This window comes from Roseivivax sediminis, from assembly GCF_900112685.1.
Lineage (GTDB): Bacteria > Pseudomonadota > Alphaproteobacteria > Rhodobacterales > Rhodobacteraceae > Roseivivax > Roseivivax sediminis.
The window spans coordinates 247355-264296 of record NZ_FOMS01000002.1; the positions used below are offsets into that span (position 1 = coordinate 247355).

General features: G+C 69.8%; 13 protein-coding genes. 9 read left to right on the forward strand and 4 right to left on the reverse strand.

What is annotated here, in order from left to right; translation table 11 throughout:
* Positions 1–448: 448 nt before the first annotated feature.
* Together F3H57_RS04320 and ahcY are read right to left on the reverse strand one after the other, a co-directional pair.
* Entirely contained in the window at positions 449–1219 is a 771-nt protein-coding gene (locus tag F3H57_RS04320) for a PRC-barrel domain-containing protein (protein WP_149754649.1), read from the reverse strand.
* A 145-nt stretch (positions 1220–1364) separates the two neighbouring features.
* Positions 1365–2768: an adenosylhomocysteinase gene (ahcY, locus tag F3H57_RS04325; protein WP_149754650.1), complete on the reverse strand. Its 1404-nt coding sequence runs from the start codon at positions 2766–2768 to the stop codon at positions 1365–1367.
* Positions 2769–2916: 148 nt separating this feature from the next.
* Between ahcY and F3H57_RS04330 the strand changes: the two genes are divergently transcribed.
* Positions 2917–3510: an HD domain-containing protein gene (locus F3H57_RS04330; protein WP_149754651.1), complete on the forward strand. Its 594-nt coding sequence runs from the start codon at positions 2917–2919 to the stop codon at positions 3508–3510.
* A gap of 104 nt (positions 3511–3614) precedes the next feature.
* Here F3H57_RS04330 and F3H57_RS04335 read toward each other — a convergent pair whose 3' ends face one another.
* Both F3H57_RS04335 and F3H57_RS04340 read right to left on the reverse strand, forming a co-directional pair.
* Positions 3615–4169 carry an ActR/PrrA/RegA family redox response regulator transcription factor gene (locus F3H57_RS04335; protein WP_149754652.1) on the reverse strand — a complete coding sequence of 185 codons (555 nt, stop codon included), beginning with the start codon at positions 4167–4169 and terminating at the stop codon, positions 3615–3617.
* 66 nt (positions 4170–4235) lie between these two features.
* Positions 4236–4865, reverse strand: coding sequence for an SCO family protein (locus F3H57_RS04340; protein ID WP_149754653.1), 630 nt, complete (start codon positions 4863–4865; stop codon positions 4236–4238).
* A gap of 81 nt (positions 4866–4946) precedes the next feature.
* Between F3H57_RS04340 and regB the strand changes: the two genes are divergently transcribed.
* From regB to trxA, 8 genes are all read left to right on the forward strand, one after another.
* Complete coding sequence (regB, locus tag F3H57_RS04345) at positions 4947–6374, forward strand: sensor histidine kinase RegB (protein WP_149754654.1); 1428 nt, start codon at positions 4947–4949, stop codon at positions 6372–6374.
* A gap of 122 nt (positions 6375–6496) precedes the next feature.
* Positions 6497–8014: a PAS-domain containing protein gene (locus F3H57_RS04350; protein ID WP_149754655.1), complete on the forward strand. Its 1518-nt coding sequence runs from the start codon at positions 6497–6499 to the stop codon at positions 8012–8014.
* A 43-nt stretch (positions 8015–8057) separates the two neighbouring features.
* Complete coding sequence (gene tsaE, locus F3H57_RS04355; RefSeq protein ID WP_149754656.1) at positions 8058–8543, forward strand: tRNA (adenosine(37)-N6)-threonylcarbamoyltransferase complex ATPase subunit type 1 TsaE; 486 nt, start codon at positions 8058–8060, stop codon at positions 8541–8543.
* Positions 8540–9517 carry an aminoglycoside phosphotransferase family protein gene (locus F3H57_RS04360; protein WP_149754657.1) on the forward strand — a complete coding sequence of 326 codons (978 nt, stop codon included), beginning with the start codon at positions 8540–8542 and terminating at the stop codon, positions 9515–9517. The genes tsaE and F3H57_RS04360 overlap by 4 nt, the downstream gene beginning before the upstream one ends.
* Positions 9502–10173: a nucleotidyltransferase family protein gene (locus F3H57_RS04365; RefSeq protein ID WP_149754658.1), complete on the forward strand. Its 672-nt coding sequence runs from the start codon at positions 9502–9504 to the stop codon at positions 10171–10173. Before F3H57_RS04360 ends, F3H57_RS04365 begins: the two co-directional genes overlap by 16 nt.
* The gene (gene addB, locus F3H57_RS04370) at positions 10170–13145 is read left to right on the forward strand and encodes a double-strand break repair protein AddB (protein ID WP_188129596.1); all 2976 of its coding nucleotides are present in this window, start codon (positions 10170–10172) and stop codon (positions 13143–13145) included. The genes F3H57_RS04365 and addB overlap by 4 nt, the downstream gene beginning before the upstream one ends.
* Positions 13142–16510 (forward strand): double-strand break repair helicase AddA, encoded by a 3369-nt coding sequence (gene addA, locus F3H57_RS04375; protein WP_149754659.1) that lies wholly within the window; start codon positions 13142–13144, stop codon positions 16508–16510. Before addB ends, addA begins: the two co-directional genes overlap by 4 nt.
* Before the next feature lie 83 nt (positions 16511–16593).
* Positions 16594–16914 carry a thioredoxin gene (trxA, locus tag F3H57_RS04380; protein ID WP_149754660.1) on the forward strand — a complete coding sequence of 107 codons (321 nt, stop codon included), beginning with the start codon at positions 16594–16596 and terminating at the stop codon, positions 16912–16914.
* Positions 16915–16942: the final 28 nt, after the last annotated feature.

A 16942-nucleotide genomic window follows, 5' to 3' on the forward strand; every position in this document is an offset into this window, starting at 1 on the left:
GATGTCAGGATCGCTGCCTTCTGGCGCTATAGGTATGATGTATATCTACCTCGCGGCGTGGATGCGAGTCGCGAATAAGTAAAAAGCGCTTATTATCGCCTATCATCATTTTTCGAGGCACCTGGAAAGCGGTCGCGTCAGGCGCGCGACGTCGCCGCGGCTGCGATACGCGCCGTCCCTTGGCCGCAAGTCGCCTGCTTTATCAGGGGCTTGGCGTACTTCCGTATCCGCAGGGATTGCCGAAAAAGCGGCGATAAATTTACCGGAGTTTCCCTGTACAGCTGTCCCGACCTGTCCTGCGAAGCGGGGTTCACCTGCCAAATTCCGGAGATAGCATCTTACACTCGAAGTGCGACGCATAAAAAGGCGCGCCCTGAAGGGCGCGCCCGACTACCGCAATGTCACACTCTCGGGTGTGGCGCGGAGGATTGCCTCAGTTACCCGAGGTTCAGTCTTCCGTCTCGCCTTCGCCTTCGGACTCGGTGTCCATCTCGGCGTCGCCCGATTCCATGTCACCGCTTTCCATGTCGCCGCCGGCGTCTTCCCCTTCGGCTGCACCGCCGGTGGCAGTGCCGGCGTCGTCACCCGTGGCTGCGCCCGGATCTTCCGACATGCCGCCGGTGGTGTCGTCAGCTTCGCCGCCGGTCGCGCCCATGTCTTCGCCTTCAGACGCTCCCGAGCCCATGTCGCCGCCATCGTCGGCCATCAGCTCGGACATCATCATGTCGTCGGGCAGCGGTTCGACCTCGGATTCATCGAATTCCGGCTGCTGCTCAAGCGTCTCGCGGTCTGTGTCGAGGTTGAAGCCCATCGGATCTTGGCTGAGTTCAAAGTCCGAAACCGGGATCGCCACGGTGTATTCGCCGAGGCCAAGGAAGCCGCCGATGCCGATGACCGCCTGCGCGCCGTCACCCTGGTCGATGACGTAGTCGACCTCCCCAATGCGGGAGCCTTCGCTGTCGAACACGTTCATGCCGGTCACGTCACCGACCATCATTTCCTCGATCGAGGTGAAGGCCGGCTCCTGCGGGGCAGCCGCTTCGCCTTCGGCCGCTTCGCCTTCGCCAGACATGCCGGAGCCGCTGTCGGTGCCCTCGGTCGCCTCCATTTCGGTTTCGGCCTCGGCGCCGCCGGTGGCCGAGCCGTCATCCTGTGCGGTCGCTGCGCCTGCGAAAAGGGCCGCCGTCGCCGCGCTCATCAGAAGTGCCTTGAGTTTCATGATGTGCCTCCTTGGTCACGTTCATTGCTGCCTAAGGAAGCATCGGGCCCCCGGGGAAGTTTCCCCGGGGGCCCCAAAGTGTTTGCACAGGCCGTTTTCCGCCGCTCACGGCACGGTGAGTGGGCGGGTTCCCGCCTGTGGCGGATCAGTAGCGATAATGCTCGGGCTTGAACGGGCCTTCCGGCGTCACGCCGATATAGGCGGCCTGCTCGGGCGACAGCTCCGTCAGCCGCACGCCGATCTTGCCGAGGTGCAGACGCGCGACCTTCTCGTCGAGGTGCTTGGGAAGGACGTAGACCTCTTTCTTGTACTCGTCGCCCTTGGTCCACAGCTCGATCTGCGCCAGCACCTGGTTGGTGAAGGACGCCGACATCACGAAGGACGGGTGGCCCGTGGCGTTGCCGAGGTTCAGCAGACGGCCCTCGGACAGCAGGATGATGCGAGAGCCGCCCGGCATCTCGATCATGTCCACCTGCTCCTTGATGTTGGTCCACTTGTGGTTCTTCAGCGCCGCGACCTGGATCTCGTTGTCGAAGTGGCCGATGTTGCCGACGATCGCCATGTCCTTCATCGCGCGCATGTGGTCCACGCGGATGACGTCCTTGTTGCCGGTCGTCGTGATGAAGATGTCGGCCTGGTCGATCACGTCCTCGAGCAGCACGACCTCGAAGCCGTCCATCGCCGCCTGCAGCGCGCAGATCGGATCGCTCTCGGTCACCTTCACGCGCGCGCCGGCGCCCTGCAGCGAGGCCGCGGAGCCCTTGCCCACGTCGCCGTAGCCGCAGACCACGGCGACCTTGCCGGCCATCATCGTGTCGGTGGCGCGGCGGATGCCGTCGACAAGGCTTTCCTTGCAGCCGTACTTGTTGTCGAACTTCGACTTGGTGACGCTGTCGTTGACGTTGATCGCCGGGAAGGGCAGCTGGCCGGCCTTCATCAGCTGATAGAGGCGGTTGACGCCCGTGGTGGTCTCTTCGCTGACACCCTTGATCGCGTCACGCTGCTTGGTGAAGAAACCCGGGGTCTCCTTCATGCGCTTGCGGATCTGCGCGAAGAGGAATTCCTCCTCCTCCGAACCGGGGTTCGCGATCAGGTCTTCCTCGCCGGCTTCGACGCGCGCACCCGTCAGGATGTACATCGTGGCGTCGCCGCCATCGTCGAGAATCATGTTCGACCCGCCCTGGCCGGGCCCGTCGAAGTGGAAGATCTTGTCGCAGTAATCCCAGTATTCCTCCAGTGTCTCGCCCTTCACGGCGAAAACCGGCGTGCCGCCCTCGGCGATCGCGGCCGCGGCGTGGTCCTGGGTCGAGAAGATGTTGCACGAGGCCCAGCGGACCTCGGCACCCAGAGCGTTCAGCGTCTCGATCAGGACGGCGGTCTGGATGGTCATGTGCAGCGAGCCGGCGATTTTCGCACCGGCGAGCGGCTTGGAGCTTCCGTATTCCTCGCGCAGGGCCATCAGGCCCGGCATCTCGGTTTCCGCAATGTCCAGTTCCTTGCGGCCGTAGCCAGCGAGATCGATATCCTTGACGACGTAGTCCTTGGCCATGAAAAAGGCTCTCCGTTCCCATTGTTTTCGGATATTACGGCGCCGCCTTATCACCGTGACGCCGGGTCTACAACGTTCGTGACCCCGTTGCGCTCACTGCGGGGCTGGGGCATCGCTGGCGCCGGGCCGAAAACGGAGACGCACGCAGATGGCGAAACAGCCCCGCGCCTGGCAACGCATGCTCTCGGGCCGCCGGCTCGATCTGCTCGATCCCACGCCGGTGGATATCGAGATCGAGGATATCGCGCACGGTCTCGCCTTCGTGGCGCGCTGGAACGGGCAGACGCGCGGCGACTACGCCTATTCGGTGGCCGAACATTCCCTTCTGGTCGAGGCGATCCACGCGCGGATATGCCCCGCCGCGCCGCCGAAATGGCGGCTGGCGGCGCTCTTGCACGATGCGCCCGAATACGTGATCGGCGACATGATCTCGCCGGTGAAGGCGGCGGTGGGGCCGGGCTACGGCGCGCTCGACGACCGGCTCACCGCGGCGATCCACCTGCGGTTCGGCCTGCCGGCGGAGATTCCCAAGACGGTCAAGCGCCAGATCAAGCGCGCCGACCGGGTGTCGGCCTGGATGGAGGCAGTGGAGATCGCCGGCTTCGGCCCCGCCGAGGCCGACCGCTTCTTCGGCCGCCCCGACCCGGACCTGACCTCGGACCTTGCCATCCGCCTGCGCCCCCCGCGCGACGTGCGCGCCGATTTCACCGCGCGCCATGCCGCGCTGATGGCCGCGCTCTGACCGGGCCTGCGCGACGTCGCTGCTTCTTTGGGCCTCAAATACTCCGGGGAGCGCGAGGGGCCGGCCCCTCGCTCCCGCCGCCGGGCGCCCCGCGCGCCGGCGGCCTACCGCGGCGACCGCTTCGCCAGGATCCGCTGGAGCGTCCGGCGATGCATGTTCAGCCGCCGCGCCGTCTCTGACACGTTGCGGTCGCACAGCTCGTAGACCCGCTGGATATGCTCCCAGCGTACCCGGTCGGCAGACATCGGGTTCTCCGGCGGCGGCGGCATCTCCGCGCTGCGGGACAGCAGCGCGTTGATGATGTCGGTGGCATCGGCCGGTTTCGACAGGTAGTCCGTGGCGCCGATCTTGACCGCGGCCACCGCGGTGGCGATTGCGCCATATCCGGTCAGCACGACGATCCGGCTGTCGGGCCGCTTCTCGCGCAGCACCTCCACCACGTCGAGTCCGTTGCCGTCCTCGAGCCGAAGATCGACGACCGCGTAGGCCGGCGGGCGGGCGGTGGCGATGGCGCTGCCCCCGGCGACCGAGTCCGCCGTCTCCACGTCGAAGCCGCGTTTGGCCATGGCCTTTTCGAGACGCCTCAGAAAGGCTTCGTCGTCGTCGACCAGAAGCAGCGTCCGGTCCTTGCCCAGCTCGTCATGGCCTGCCTGCGTCACGCACGTTCTCTCCCGCCTCGTCCTGCGCAGGGATAGGTAGGCGGTGCACCCCGTTCGGTCAAACGCTTAGGCCGCGTCGAGAAAGCAGCCGACACGCTCGGCCATCTCCGCCGCGCCGGTTTCGCGCCGGAAGAACTCCACCACGCCGTGCTCGGGCATCACCAGGTAGGTGAAGGTGGTGTGATCCACGAGGTAATACTCTTCCTCGGTGTCGGGCACGTTGTAGTAGACGCGGTAGGCGTCCGCCGCCGCCTTCACCTGTTCCTCGGACCCCGTCAGCCCGACCATGTCCGGGTGCATCGCGTCGGTGAACTCGGACATCACCTGCGGCGTGTCGCGGCGCGGATCGACGGTGATGAAGACCGGCTGCACCTCCGCGTCCTCCGCGGCCAGAAGCTCCGTCGCCTCGGCATTGCGGGCATTGTCGAGCGGGCAGACATCCGGGCAGAACGTGTAGCCGAAATAGACCAGCGACGGCGTGTCGAAGACGTCCGAGTCGGTCACCGTCTCGCCGGTTTCGGAGACCAGCTCGAACGATCCGCCCACGGACCCCATGCCGCCGGCGATGTTGCCCTCGCGGCAATTCGCGAAGGCCTCCGCATCGCCGCGCATCTGGGAAAACAGCACCGTGCCTCCGACGATCCCCAGGATCGCCACGCCGGCGGCGATGGCCGCCACCCCGGTTCCGATACGCATGCCGTCTCGCTCCGTCATTGCCCGATGCCGCCTGGAGACCTATCAATCTGCCTGCCGGGGTAAAGAGACAAGGGGCCGCACATGTCCGAGAGCGCAGTAATCCCCGGGGGCGAGCCGCACCTGCTCGATCACGGGCGGCAACGCAACGCGATCCGCCTGCGCACGATGATCCTGCTGCGCTGGTTCGCCATCGCCGGGCAACTCGTCGCGATCATCCTGGCGCAGAGGATCTACGATCTGCAGCTCGAAATGGGGCTGTGCTTTCTCGCCGTGGGCGTATCCGTCGCCGGCAACCTCGTGGCGATGCTGGTCTTTCCCGAGACCAAGCGCCTGTCGGAGCCCGAGAATTTCCTCATGATCACGTTCGACGTGTTGCAACTGTGCTTCCTGCTGTTCCTGACCGGCGGACTGCACAATCCGTTCTCGCTGCTGGTACTGGCGCCGGTGACGGTCTCGGCGGCGGTGCTGCGACTGCGCTCGACCATCCTTCTGAACGCCATGGCCTTCGTGCTGGTGACCGTCCTGGTGTTCTGGCACCTGCCGCTGGTGACCGACGGCGGCGAGGTTCTGCGCATCCCCGACCTCTTCGTCTTCGGTCAATGGATCGCGACCTCTATCGCGCTGGTGTTCATTTCCATCTATGCGCGCCGGCTGACCAGCGAGATGCATGCCATGCAGGAGGCTCTGGCCGCGACGCAGATGGCGCTGGCGCGGGCGCAGCAGCTCAAGGATCTCGGCGGCGTGGTGGCGGCGGCGGCGCACGAGCTCGGCACGCCGCTCGCGACGATCAAGCTGACTTCGTCGGAACTGGTGGAGGAACTGGCCGACCGGCCGGACCTGCGCGAGGATGCGGAACTCATCCGCGGGCAGGCCGACCGCTGCCGCGACATCCTGCGGGCCATGGGCCGGGCGGGCAGCGACGATCTGCAGACCCGCCAGGCGCCGCTCGAGGCGGTCATACGGGAGGCCGCCGAGCCACACATGCGGCGCGGCAAGTTGCTCCATATCGAAGCCTCGGGTGATGGCGGATCGCCCCAGCCGCACATCCAGCGGCGCCCCGAGATCATCCACGGACTGCGGAACCTCGTGCAGAACGCGGTGGATTTCGCCCGCGCCAATGTGTGGGTCGAGGCGCTATGGACCGACGACACCATCGCGGTGCGCATACTGGACGACGGGCGCGGCTTTCCGCCGCAGCTCCTCGGTCGCATCGGCGATCCTTTCGTGCGCATGCGCCGCGCCGGGCCGGAGCCGCGCGAGCGCCCCGAATACGAAGGCATGGGGCTGGGCCTCTTCATCGCCAAGACGCTTCTGGAACGCACGGGCGCGGAGCTGAGCTTCGCCAACGGGTCGGAACACGGCACCGAGACATCCGCGCCGGTCCGCCGGGGCGCGATCGTGGAGGTGGTCTGGCCACGGGAGCGGATCGCCCCGCCGCGCCCGCGGGCGACCGGCGCCGCCGAAGAGACCCCGCCGGAACGAGAACGGCAGCGGATCAGCGCCGCTTGAGCGGAATTATCGAAGTAATTTAACCGGACATTTACCCTTTCGGAGCCATCAAGGCCGGCAATGGCTGCGGGCCTTCGGCGTGCCCGTGCTCTTCCCGACGGAACCAGCGAAGTGCCCGAGCAATGATCGAATCCGTGACGCTCGCCGCCCTCGTCGGCGCCGCCTGTGCAGCGACGACGACGGCAGTTATCGCGCTCCTGTCCTTGCGCGGCAGAGGCGGGGCGGAGGCGCGCACAGGCGGGCACGAACCGTTGTTCCTCTTGCGCGGCGATCGCGCGGTCGATGCCAGCGCGCTGGGGGACAGCATCCTGCACAGGCTCGATCATCCGCGCGGGTCCGATGGGGTCGGGGCGCATTGGCCCGACCTGGCAGCGCTGTTGCGAACGGTGTTCCCGGACCTTCCCGATATCGTGCCCGACCCCGGCGCCCGCTTCGGCAGCGCGAACTCCGGCGGTCTCACCCTTTGCGCCGATCGCGCGGGCCGGAGCCTCGGGCTCTCGGTGTATCAAGGGCGCGCGGCGGAGGCGCCGGCGCTGGAGTATGCGCTGGCGCGCGCCGAACTCACCGCCCTCCGGGAGGCGCTGGAGCGCGCGCCCCTGCCCATCTGGCGCACCGACCCGGACGGCGCCGTGACGTGGGCGAACGACCGATACTGCACCCTGTCGGCGCGGACCGGCGCCGACCCGCTCTTTCCCGCGGCGCCCGAACCCGGGGCCGAGCGTCAGAGTATGCGGATCGGGCTCGATCCGGTGCCGGAGGGCGGACCGCACTGGTTCGAACTGATCAGTCAGCGCGCCGTCGAGGGCTGGCTGCACTACGCGACGGAGATCGACGCCGTGGTCGACGCCGAAGCGGCGCAGCGCAACTTCGTGCAGACCCTGTCGAAAACCTTTTCCCACCTGCCGACGGGGCTGGCGATCTTCGACCGCAGCCAGGCGCTGGTGCTGTTCAATCCGGCGCTCACCGACCTCACCGGGCTGTCGCCCGAACAGCTCGCCGGGCGGCCGGATGTTATGTCGTTCTTCGACATGCTGCGCGAGGCCCAGGTCATGCCGGAGCCTCGGGACTATGCCACCTGGCGGGCCGAGATGGCGATTCTGCTGCGCGTCGCACAAGACGAAGGGTACAGCGATACCTGGTCGCTGCCGTCGGGCCTGACCTACCGATTCACGGGGCGGCCGCAGCCCGACGGTGCCGTCGCCTTCCTGATCGAGGATATCAGCGACGAGGTGTCGCTCACCCGCCGGTTCCGGCACGAGCTGGAATTGGCGCAATCGGTGATCGACGCTTTCGACGACGCGATCGCGGTCTTCACCGCCGGCGGCATCCTCGCCTTCTGCAATGCCGGTTACCGCCGCCTATGGAACAGCGACCCCGACAGCGACGTCAGCTACACTTCGGTGGTGGAGGCGACGCGCCTCTGGCAGGGGGCCTGCCAGCCCAGCCCGATCTGGGGCGAGCTGCGCGATTTCGTCGGCCAGTTCGGCGACCGCGCCGGGTGGGAGGCCGAGGTGGTGCGCAACGACGGCGCGCGCATCGCCTGCCGGGTGGAGCCGATCCACGGCGGCGCGACGCTGGTACGCTTCGTTGGCGACCCGATGCCGGAGACGGCGCCGAAAACGCTTCTGCAAACGGTCTGAAAGGCGGTTGCCGCCGCGGCCGGGCCGCGTCATTTTCGGCGCCATGACGCCCAGCCCTTCCGCCCGCTCCGCCACGCTCGCGCTGCCCGACCCGGGCGCCACCGCCGCCTTTGCCCGGGCGCTGGCGCCGCGGCTCGCGGCCGGTGACGTGCTGCTGCTGTCGGGTGGCCTCGGCGCCGGCAAGACGCATTTCGCCCGCGCGCTGATACAGGCACGGCTGCCAGTGCCCGAGGACGTGCCGTCGCCCACCTTCACGCTCGTCCAGGTCTACGAAACGCCCGAGGCGGAGCTCTGGCACGCCGACCTCTACCGCCTGTCCGGGCCCGACGAGGTGATCGAGCTCGGCCTCGACGCCGCCTTCGAGACCGCGATCTGCCTCGTGGAATGGCCCGACCGGCTGGGTACCTTCGCCCCCGCAGGCGCGCTGGAGCTGTCCCTTGCGCCGGGCGCCTCCGAGGACGCCCGCAGCCTTACCGCCGAGTGGACCGCGCCGCGCTGGGATGGCGTGCTGTCGGGGCTGCTGACATGAGCGCGTTCCTCGATGCCGCCGGATGGGGCGGGGCGGCGGAGGCGCCGCTCGCCGGGGACGCCTCCACCCGCCGCTACACCCGGCTGTTGCGGGACGGCAAGACCGCGATCCTGATGGAGGACGCGGACGGTGACGTGTCTCTCTTCGCCCGCATCGCGGAGTATCTGAGGGCGCAGGGGCTCAGCGCGCCCGGAACTTTCGCGATGGATGCGCCGCATGGCCTGCTCCTGATCGAGGATCTCGGCGACGCGCTTTTCGCCCGGATCTGCGCGGAGGATCCGGCGGCGGAGCGCGACCTCTACATCGCCGCGACCGACGTGCTCATCGCGCTCCACGCCGCCCCGCCGGCCGAGGGGCTGACACCGGCCGGCCCGCATTACTGGGCCGGTCTCACCGACCTGGCCTTCGACTGGTATGCAGCGCAGGCGGACCCAGCCCCGGCTCCGTCGCTCAAGGGCGAAACCGAAGCCGCCTTCGCCACGCTCCTGTCCGATCTCGCGCCCGAGACCGAGGTGACGGTCCTGCGCGATTACCACGCCGAGAACCTGCTGTGGCTGCCGGAACGCGACGGCGTCGCCCGCGCCGGGCTGTTGGATTTCCAGGACGCGCTTCTCGGCCATCGCGCCTATGACCTCGTGTCGCTGCTGGAGGATGCGCGCCGCGACGTGACGCCGGCGACGGCGGAGGCGTGCATCGCCCATTACCTCTCCGCGACCGGGCAGGACGCCGCGCGGTTTCGCGCCGCCTATGCCGCGCTTGGCGCGCAGCGCAACCTGCGGCTTCTGGGCGTCTTCGCCCGGCTCGCCGCGGTGCGCGGGCGCACGCATTACGTCGACCTCATCCCGCGGGTCTGGCGCAATCTCATGGGCGATCTCGCGCATCCCGCGCTCGCTCCCGTCGCGCCGCTGGTGACCGCGCTGCCGGCGCCGGCGCCCGACCTGCTGCAAAGGCTCAAGTCATGCCCGACGCCCTGATGGTCTTCGCGGCGGGCTTCGGCACGCGGATGCGCCCGCTGACCGACGATTGCCCCAAGCCGCTCCTTCCGGTGGCGGGGCGCAACCTGCTCGACCGCACGCTCGATCTGGCGCGGGAGCACGGCGAATTGCGCATTGTCGTGAACGCGCACTACCTGGCGGGCCGGATCGAGGCGCACCTTGCCGGTACGGACATCGCCGTGGCGGTGGAGCCGGAGATCCTCGACACCGGCGGCGGGCTGAAGGCGGCGCTGCCGCTTCTGGGGGCCGATACGGTCTTTACCTCCAACAGCGATGCGGTCTGGCGCGGGCCGAACCCGTTCGGCGTGCTCGCCGCCGCCTGGCGGCCCGAGGAGATGGACGCGCTGCTCCTGACCGTGCCGCTGCCGCAGGCGCTCGGTCGCAAGGGCGGCGGGGATTTCGGCCTGCAGGACGACGGCCAACTGATGCGCGGGGGCGACCGCGTCTATACCGGCGTGCAGATCCTCAAGACGGCGCGTGTCGCCGCAGTGCCGGAGCGGATCTTCTCGCTCAATACCGTGTGGGACGCGATCGCGGCGGAGGGCCGTCTCTACGGAACGACCTACTGCGGCGAGTGGTGCGATGTCGGCCACCCCGAGGGCATCGCGCTCGCCGAAACGCTGGTGACGGCATGATCTTTCCGCCCGAGGACGGCCCGCGCATCTTCGCGCTCGCCCCCGGCGTGGATTTCCCGCGCGCGGTGGTGGACGGGCTGCGCGCGCGCTACGCCGGCACCCCGCCCGAGGCCATCGCGCGGGCCGAGGTGATCGTGAACACCCAGCGGATGAAGCGCCGGATCGAGGCGATCTTCGCCGAGGGGCCGGCCGGTTTCCTGCCGCGAATCACCCGGCTCGATTCTCCGGGTGATCCGGCGGTCGCGGCGACACTGGCGCCCGCGGTGCCACCCTTGCGCCGGCGGCTGGAGCTGACGGCTCTGGTCTCGCGCCTGCTCGACGCCGAACCCGACCTCGCGCCGCGCGCGGCGCTGTTCGATCTGGCCGACAGCCTCGCCGCGCTGATGGAGGAAATGCAGATCGAGGGTGTCGCCCCCGAGACGATCTCCGGCCTCGACGTGTCGGACCAGTCGGGGCACTGGGCCCGGTCGCTGCGCTTCGTGGAGATCGTGCAGCATTATTTCGACGTCTCCAGCCCCGCCGATCCGGCCGCGCTGCAGGCGCGGATCGCGGACGCGCGGATCGCCGCGTGGCAGGCGGCGCCGCCCGAGCATCCGGTGATCGTCGCCGGCTCCACCGGCTCGCGCGGCACGACGCTGCGGCTGATGGCGGCGGTGGCGCGATTGCCGCAGGGGGCGCTGATCCTGCCCGGCTTCGACGGCGATCTGCCGCGCCATGTCTGGGACCAGCTCACCGACGCGATGCCGCGCGCCGATCACACCCAGCCGGGGGAGGATCACCCGCAATTCCGCTTTTCGCGCCTCTTCGAGCGGCTCGGCCTCAGCCCGCAGGACGTGCGCCCGTGGACGGACGCCGCGCCGCCGGCGCCGGCGCGCAACCGGCTGGTGTCGCTGGCGCTGCGCCCCGCGCCGGTGACCGACCAGTGGCTGAGCGAGGGACCGACGCTCGGCGATCTCGGCGCGGCGACGGAGGGCATGACGCTGGTGGAGGCGCCGACCCGCCGCGACGAGGCGCAGGCCATCGCGCTGCGCCTGCGCGCGGCGGCCGAGGACGGCGAGGACGCCGCGCTGGTCACCCCTGACCGGATGCTGACGCGGCAGGTGAGCGCGGCGCTCGGCCGCTGGGGCATCGTGCCGGACGACAGCGCCGGGGTGCCGGGGCAGCTCACCCCGCCGGGGCGGCTTCTGCGCCATGCCGCGCAGCTTTGCGCCGCTCCGCTGTCGGCCGAGGCGCTGATAACCGTGCTGAAGCACCCGCTGGCCCATGCCGGCGATCCGGCGGATCATCACGGCCTTCTGCGCCAGCGGCTTGAGCTGTTCCTGCGCGGCGAGCGACTGGGCCGGGGGCTGGTGCAGCAGTCCATCCCCTATCCCGAAGCGGCGCATCTGCGCGCCTTCGGCACCGCCTTCGGGGCCGAGGCCTGGGCCGAATGGGTCATCGCGACCTTCTGCCAGCCGCCCGTCGAGGGACGCCACCCGCTTCCCGGCTGGGTGGAGGCGCATATCGCGCGGACCGAGGCCATCGTCGCCGGCCCGGCGGGTGATCCCGCCCCACTCTGGGACAAGGAGGCCGGCCGCGCCGTGCGCGAGGCGATGGAGGCCCTGCGCGCCGAGGCCGAGCATGGCGCGGATCTTTCGGCGCGGGATTACGCCGCGCTGGTCGACGCCGTCCTGCGCCGGGTGGAGGTACGGCAGAGCGACACCGTGCACCCCCATATACGCATCTGGGGCACGCTGGAGGCGCGGGTGACGGGGGGCGATCTTTTGATCCTCGGGGCGCTCAACGACGGCACATGGCCCGAAATGCCGCAGCCCGATCCGTGGCTCAATCGCCGGATGCGCGCCGATGCGGGGCTCCTGCTGCCCGAGCGGCGCATCGGCCTTTCGGCGCACGACTTCCAGCAGGCGGTGGCCGGGCAGGAGGTCTGGCTCACCCGGTCGAAGAAGTCCGACGATGCGGAGACGGTGCCGTCGCGCTGGCTCAACCGGCTGACCAACCTGATGACCGGGCTCGACGCGCAGGGCGGCAAGGCGGCGCTGACGGCGATGCGGGCGCGGGGCGATCACTGGCTGGGGCTCGCCAGCGCGCTGGAGGCGCCCATCGAAGCCGCCCCTGCGCCGCGCCCCGCGCCGGTGCCGCCGGTGGACGTGCGGCCGCGCCAGCTTTCGGTCACGCGGATCAAGACGCTGATCCGCGATCCCTATGCGATCTACGCCGCGCACGTGCTGAACCTGCGCCCGCTCGGCCCGCTTCAGCGCGCGCCGGACGCGCTGTTGCGGGGGATCGTGCTGCACGCGGTGCTCGACGCTTACGTCCGGGGTACGCTTGAGGACCCGGTCACGCTTTCGCCCGACGCGTTGATGGAGGCGGTGCGGCGCGGGCTGGCGGAGTTGCCGTTCCCGACGATCCGGCAGCTGTGGGAGGCGCGCATGGGCCGCGTCGCGCCCGGCTTCGTGACCGAAGAGGCCGTCCGCCAGGCCCGCGCCGCGCCCCATCCCGAGCGGCTCGAGATCGGCGGCAAGGTAGACCTGCCGGCGACGGGCTTCCGCCTCACCGGCACCGCCGACCGGATCGACATCGACGACCGCGGCGGCGCGTGGATCTACGATTACAAGACCGGCCCGGTGCCCAGCTCGGAGCGGGAGCGCTATTTCGACAAGCAGCTTCTGCTCGAGGCCGGGATGGCGCTGCGCGGCGGCTTCCCGAACCTCGCCCCGCGTCACATCGCGGGGCTGGCCTATATCGGTCTCAGCTCCGATGCGGGGGAAAAGCCGCTCGATCTCGACGTGGCCCCGCCCGATGAGGTCTGGGCCGAGTTCGAGCGCCTGATCGCCGGGATGCTGGAGGAGGATCACGGCTTCACCGCCCGCCGCGCCATGCAGGAGGACGCGGCGGCGAGCGATTACGACCACCTCTCGCGGCTCGGCGAATGGGAGGTCACGGACCCCGCCGCGAAGGAGCGTCTGGCATGAGGGACGACGCCACCCAGCGGCAGGTCGACGCTGCGACGCCGAGCGCGTCCACTTGGCTGGCGGCCAATGCCGGGTCGGGCAAGACGCGCGTGCTCACCGACAGGGTGGCGCGGCTCCTGCTGGACGAGGTCGCGCCCGAGAACATCCTGTGCCTGACCTACACCAAGGCGGCGGCCTCCGAGATGCAGAACCGCCTGTTCACACGGCTGGGTGCCTGGGCGATGCGCCCCGACGACGATCTGCGGGCCGAGCTGCGCGCGCTTGGCGTCGAGCATGATCTCGGACGGGTGTTCCTGCAACGCGCCCGCACGCTCTTTGCCCGCGCGATCGAGACGCCGGGCGGCCTTCGGATCCAGACGATCCACTCGTTCTGCGCCGCGCTTCTGCGCCGCTTTCCGCTGGAGGCGCGCGTCAGCCCGCAGTTCAAGGAGATGGAGGACCGCGCCGCCGAGCTTCTGCGCGCCGAAATCCTCGATACGCTCGCGGGCGGTCCTCAGGCGGCGGTGGTCAGCGACCTCGCGCGCCATTTCACCGGCAGCGATGACAGCCTCGACGACCTCGTCCGCGCGGTGATCGGCCGCCGCCGCGCCTTTCTTCCGCCACGGCAGGATGCCGAGATCCGCGCGCTTTACGACGTGCCAGAGGGGGTGGACGCCGCCAGCCTGCACGGCCGCGTGTTCCTGGGCGGGGAGGCGGAGCTTCTTGGCCGGCTCGTCGCGGCGATGCGCGCGCATGGCGGCAGCACCGACCAGAAGACTGCCGCGCGGCTCGATGGGCTCGATCTCGCCCGCCCCGAGGCCCTCGCGGTCCTCGAAGGTGTCTTCCTGACCGGGGAAAAGGCCAAGTCGCCTTTCGCCGCCAAGCTCGGCGGCGTTCCGACGAAGGCTTGCCAGAAGGCCGCTGGCCTTTCCGACCTCCAGCCGGAGATCGATGCGCTCATGCAGCGGGTGGAGGATGTGCGCCCGCTCCGCCTCGCCCTTGCCGCATCCGACCGCGACCTTGCGCTCCACCGTTTCGCGCAGGCTTTCCTGCCCGCCTACGAGGCCGCGAAGGAGGCGCGCGGCTGGCTCGACTTCGACGACCTGATCGACCGGACGGAGGCGCTTCTGTCCGACGACCGGGTGGCCGACTGGGTGCTCTACCGGCTCGACGGCGGGATCGACCATATCCTCGTGGACGAGGCGCAGGACACCAGCCCCCGGCAATGGCAGGTGATCGAACGGCTGGCGCGGGAATTCACCTCGGGCGCCGGGGCGCGGTCGGACACGCCGCGCACGATCTTCGTGGTGGGCGACAAGAAGCAGTCGATCTACTCCTTCCAGGGGGCGGACCCCTCGGGTTTCGACCGGATGCGGGACGATTTCGCGCAGCGCCTCGCGGCGACCGAACGCCCGCTCGCCACGCTCACGCTGGCCCATTCCTTCCGGTCCTCCGCGCCGATCCTCGATGTCGTCGACCGCACCTTCGAGGGGCGCGAGGCGAGCGGCTTCGTCCCCGAAGAGCGTCACATCGCGTTCAAGGCGCATGTGCCGGGCCGCGTCGACCTCTGGCCTCACGTGCCCAAGGCCGAAACGCCGGAGGAGCCGCCCTGGTACGATCCTGTCGACCGGGTGAGCCCGACGCACCACGACAAGGTGCTGGCGAGCCGCATCGCCGAGGGCATCGCGCGGATGATCGCCACCGAGACCCTGCCGGTGGAGCGCAGCGGCACGCTCGCGCGGCGCCCCGTGCACGCGGGCGACATCCTGATCCTCGTGCGCGGGCGCGGCATGCTCTTTCGCGAGACGATCCGGGCGTGCAAGGCGCGCGGGCTGCCGGTGGCCGGCGCCGACAGGCTGCGCGTGACGGCGGAGCTTGCCGTGAAGGACATCGGCGCGACGCTCGCCTTCCTGTCGGTGCAGGACGACGATCTGTCTCTCGCCGCCGCCCTGCGCTCGCCGCTCTTCGGCTGGTCCGAGCAGGATCTCTACAGCCTCGCCCAAGGCCGCAAGGGCCGGCTGTGGGAGGCTCTGCGCGCGAAGCGGGAGGATCATCCCGAAACGCTCGCCATCCTCGACGATCTGCGCGGGCAGGCCGATTTCCTGCGCCCCTACGATCTGATCGAGCGCCTCCTGACGCGCCATGACGGCCGTCGCCGCCTGATCGGGCGGCTGGGGCAGGAGGCCGAGGACGGGATCGACGCGCTGCTCGGCCAGGCGCTGTCCTACGAGGAGGCGTCGGTGCCCTCGCTCACCGGGTTCCTGCAATGGATGCAGACCGACGATCCGGAGATCAAGCGCAGCCCCGAGGCCGCCGGCGACCGCATCCGGGTGATGACGGTGCACGGCGCGAAGGGACTGGAGGCGCCGGTGGTGATCCTGCCGGACGCGCGGGCGCCGGTGACACGCCGCCGCGATGCGCTGCTTGCTGTCGGGGAGGCGGCGTTCTGGCCGCTCTCCGGCCCCAAGCCGGCCGCGCAGGAAGCGGCGGAGGACGCCCGCAAGGCGCGCGAAGCCGAGGAGCGGGACCGCCTGCTTTACGTGGCGATGACGCGGGCGGAGCGCTGGCTGATCGTCGCTGCCTCCGGCGATCTCGGCAAGCAGGGCGACGACTGGTACAGCCAGGTCCGCGCCGGGATGGACCGGGCAGGCGCCGCGCCGCACGGGTTCGACTTCGGCCCGCACGGGGGCGGGGAGGGGCTGCGCCTCGGCGCGGACTGGGCGGATCTGCCCTTGGCCGAGGCGGAGGAGGAGGCGGCCGCCGCGCCCGAGCTGCCCACGTTCTTCCGCGATCCCGCCCCGGTCCCGGAAGAGGCGGCTGAGCTGCGCAGCCCCTCGGACCTTGGCGGCGCGAAGGCGCTACCGGGCGCCGCCGGCGACGATAGCGAGGCCGCCAAGGCCCGCGGCACCGCGCTGCACCTGCTGCTCGAGGTCCTGCCGACGCTCGCCCCCGAGGCCCGCGCAGAGGCCGCCGCGTGCCTGCTGCCGGACGATGCCGCGACGCTTCCGGCGCTTCTGGCCGAGGCGGAGGCGGTGCTGGCCGACCCGGAACTTGCGCCGCTCTTTTCCGGCGAGGCGCTCGCCGAGGTGCCGCTGAGCGCCGAGGTGCCGGGGATCGGCCGCCTTTCGGGTGTGATCGACCGGCTGATCGTGGCGCCCGATCGGGTGCTGGCGGTGGACTTCAAGTCCAACCGGACGATGCCCGAAAGGGCAGAGGACGTCCCCCCCGGCCTTCTGCGCCAGATGGGCGCTTATGCGGCGATGCTGGGGGCGATCTATCCCGGCCGCACCGTCGACGTGGCGCTTCTCTGGACGGCCGCTCCGCGCCTCATGGAGTTGCCGCACAGCATCGTGAGGGCGGCGCTGGCCGAGGCCACCCGATCTTGACGTTCCGCGGGGGCGTCCATAGCTTCGATGTCCAACGATCAAGGCGGGCGCCGGCCCGCGACTCACGATCCAGGAGAGTTCCGATGTCCACCGTGTCCGTCACCGACGCGACCTTCGACGACGAAGTGAAGAATTCCGACGTCCCCGTGGTCGTCGATTTCTGGGCCGAATGGTGCGGCCCGTGCAAGCAGATCGGCCCCGCGCTGGAAGAGCTTGCCGACGAATACGGCGGCAAGATCAAGGTGGCCAAGGTCGATGTCGACCAGAACCCCGACACCGCCGCCGCGATGGGCGTGCGCGGTATCCCGGCGCTGTTCATCTTCAAGGACGGTCAGGTGATCTCCAACCGCGCCGGGGCGGCGCCGAAGGCGGCGCTGAAGGGCTGGATCGACGAATCGATCTGATCCCAGTGCGGGACAGCGTATGCATTTG

What these genes read in the sequence shown, in the direction of transcription:
- regB (WP_149754654.1), top strand. Translation starts at nt 4,947, where the DNA reads ATGTCCGAGAGCGCAGTAATCCCCGGGGGCGAGCCGCACCTGCTCGAT.
- F3H57_RS04330 (WP_149754651.1), top strand. Translation starts at nt 2,917, where the DNA reads ATGGCGAAACAGCCCCGCGCCTGGCAACGCATGCTCTCGGGCCGCCGG.
- ahcY (WP_149754650.1), bottom strand. Translation starts at nt 2,768, where the DNA reads ATGGCCAAGGACTACGTCGTCAAGGATATCGATCTCGCTGGCTACGGC.
- F3H57_RS04360 (WP_149754657.1), top strand. Translation starts at nt 8,540, where the DNA reads ATGAGCGCGTTCCTCGATGCCGCCGGATGGGGCGGGGCGGCGGAGGCG.
- addA (WP_149754659.1), top strand. Translation starts at nt 13,142, where the DNA reads ATGAGGGACGACGCCACCCAGCGGCAGGTCGACGCTGCGACGCCGAGC.
- F3H57_RS04350 (WP_149754655.1), top strand. Translation starts at nt 6,497, where the DNA reads ATGATCGAATCCGTGACGCTCGCCGCCCTCGTCGGCGCCGCCTGTGCA.
- F3H57_RS04320 (WP_149754649.1), bottom strand. Translation starts at nt 1,219, where the DNA reads ATGAAACTCAAGGCACTTCTGATGAGCGCGGCGACGGCGGCCCTTTTC.
- F3H57_RS04340 (WP_149754653.1), bottom strand. Translation starts at nt 4,865, where the DNA reads ATGCGTATCGGAACCGGGGTGGCGGCCATCGCCGCCGGCGTGGCGATC.
- tsaE (WP_149754656.1), top strand. Translation starts at nt 8,058, where the DNA reads ATGACGCCCAGCCCTTCCGCCCGCTCCGCCACGCTCGCGCTGCCCGAC.
- F3H57_RS04365 (WP_149754658.1), top strand. Translation starts at nt 9,502, where the DNA reads ATGCCCGACGCCCTGATGGTCTTCGCGGCGGGCTTCGGCACGCGGATG.
- addB (WP_188129596.1), top strand. Translation starts at nt 10,170, where the DNA reads ATGATCTTTCCGCCCGAGGACGGCCCGCGCATCTTCGCGCTCGCCCCC.
- trxA (WP_149754660.1), top strand. Translation starts at nt 16,594, where the DNA reads ATGTCCACCGTGTCCGTCACCGACGCGACCTTCGACGACGAAGTGAAG.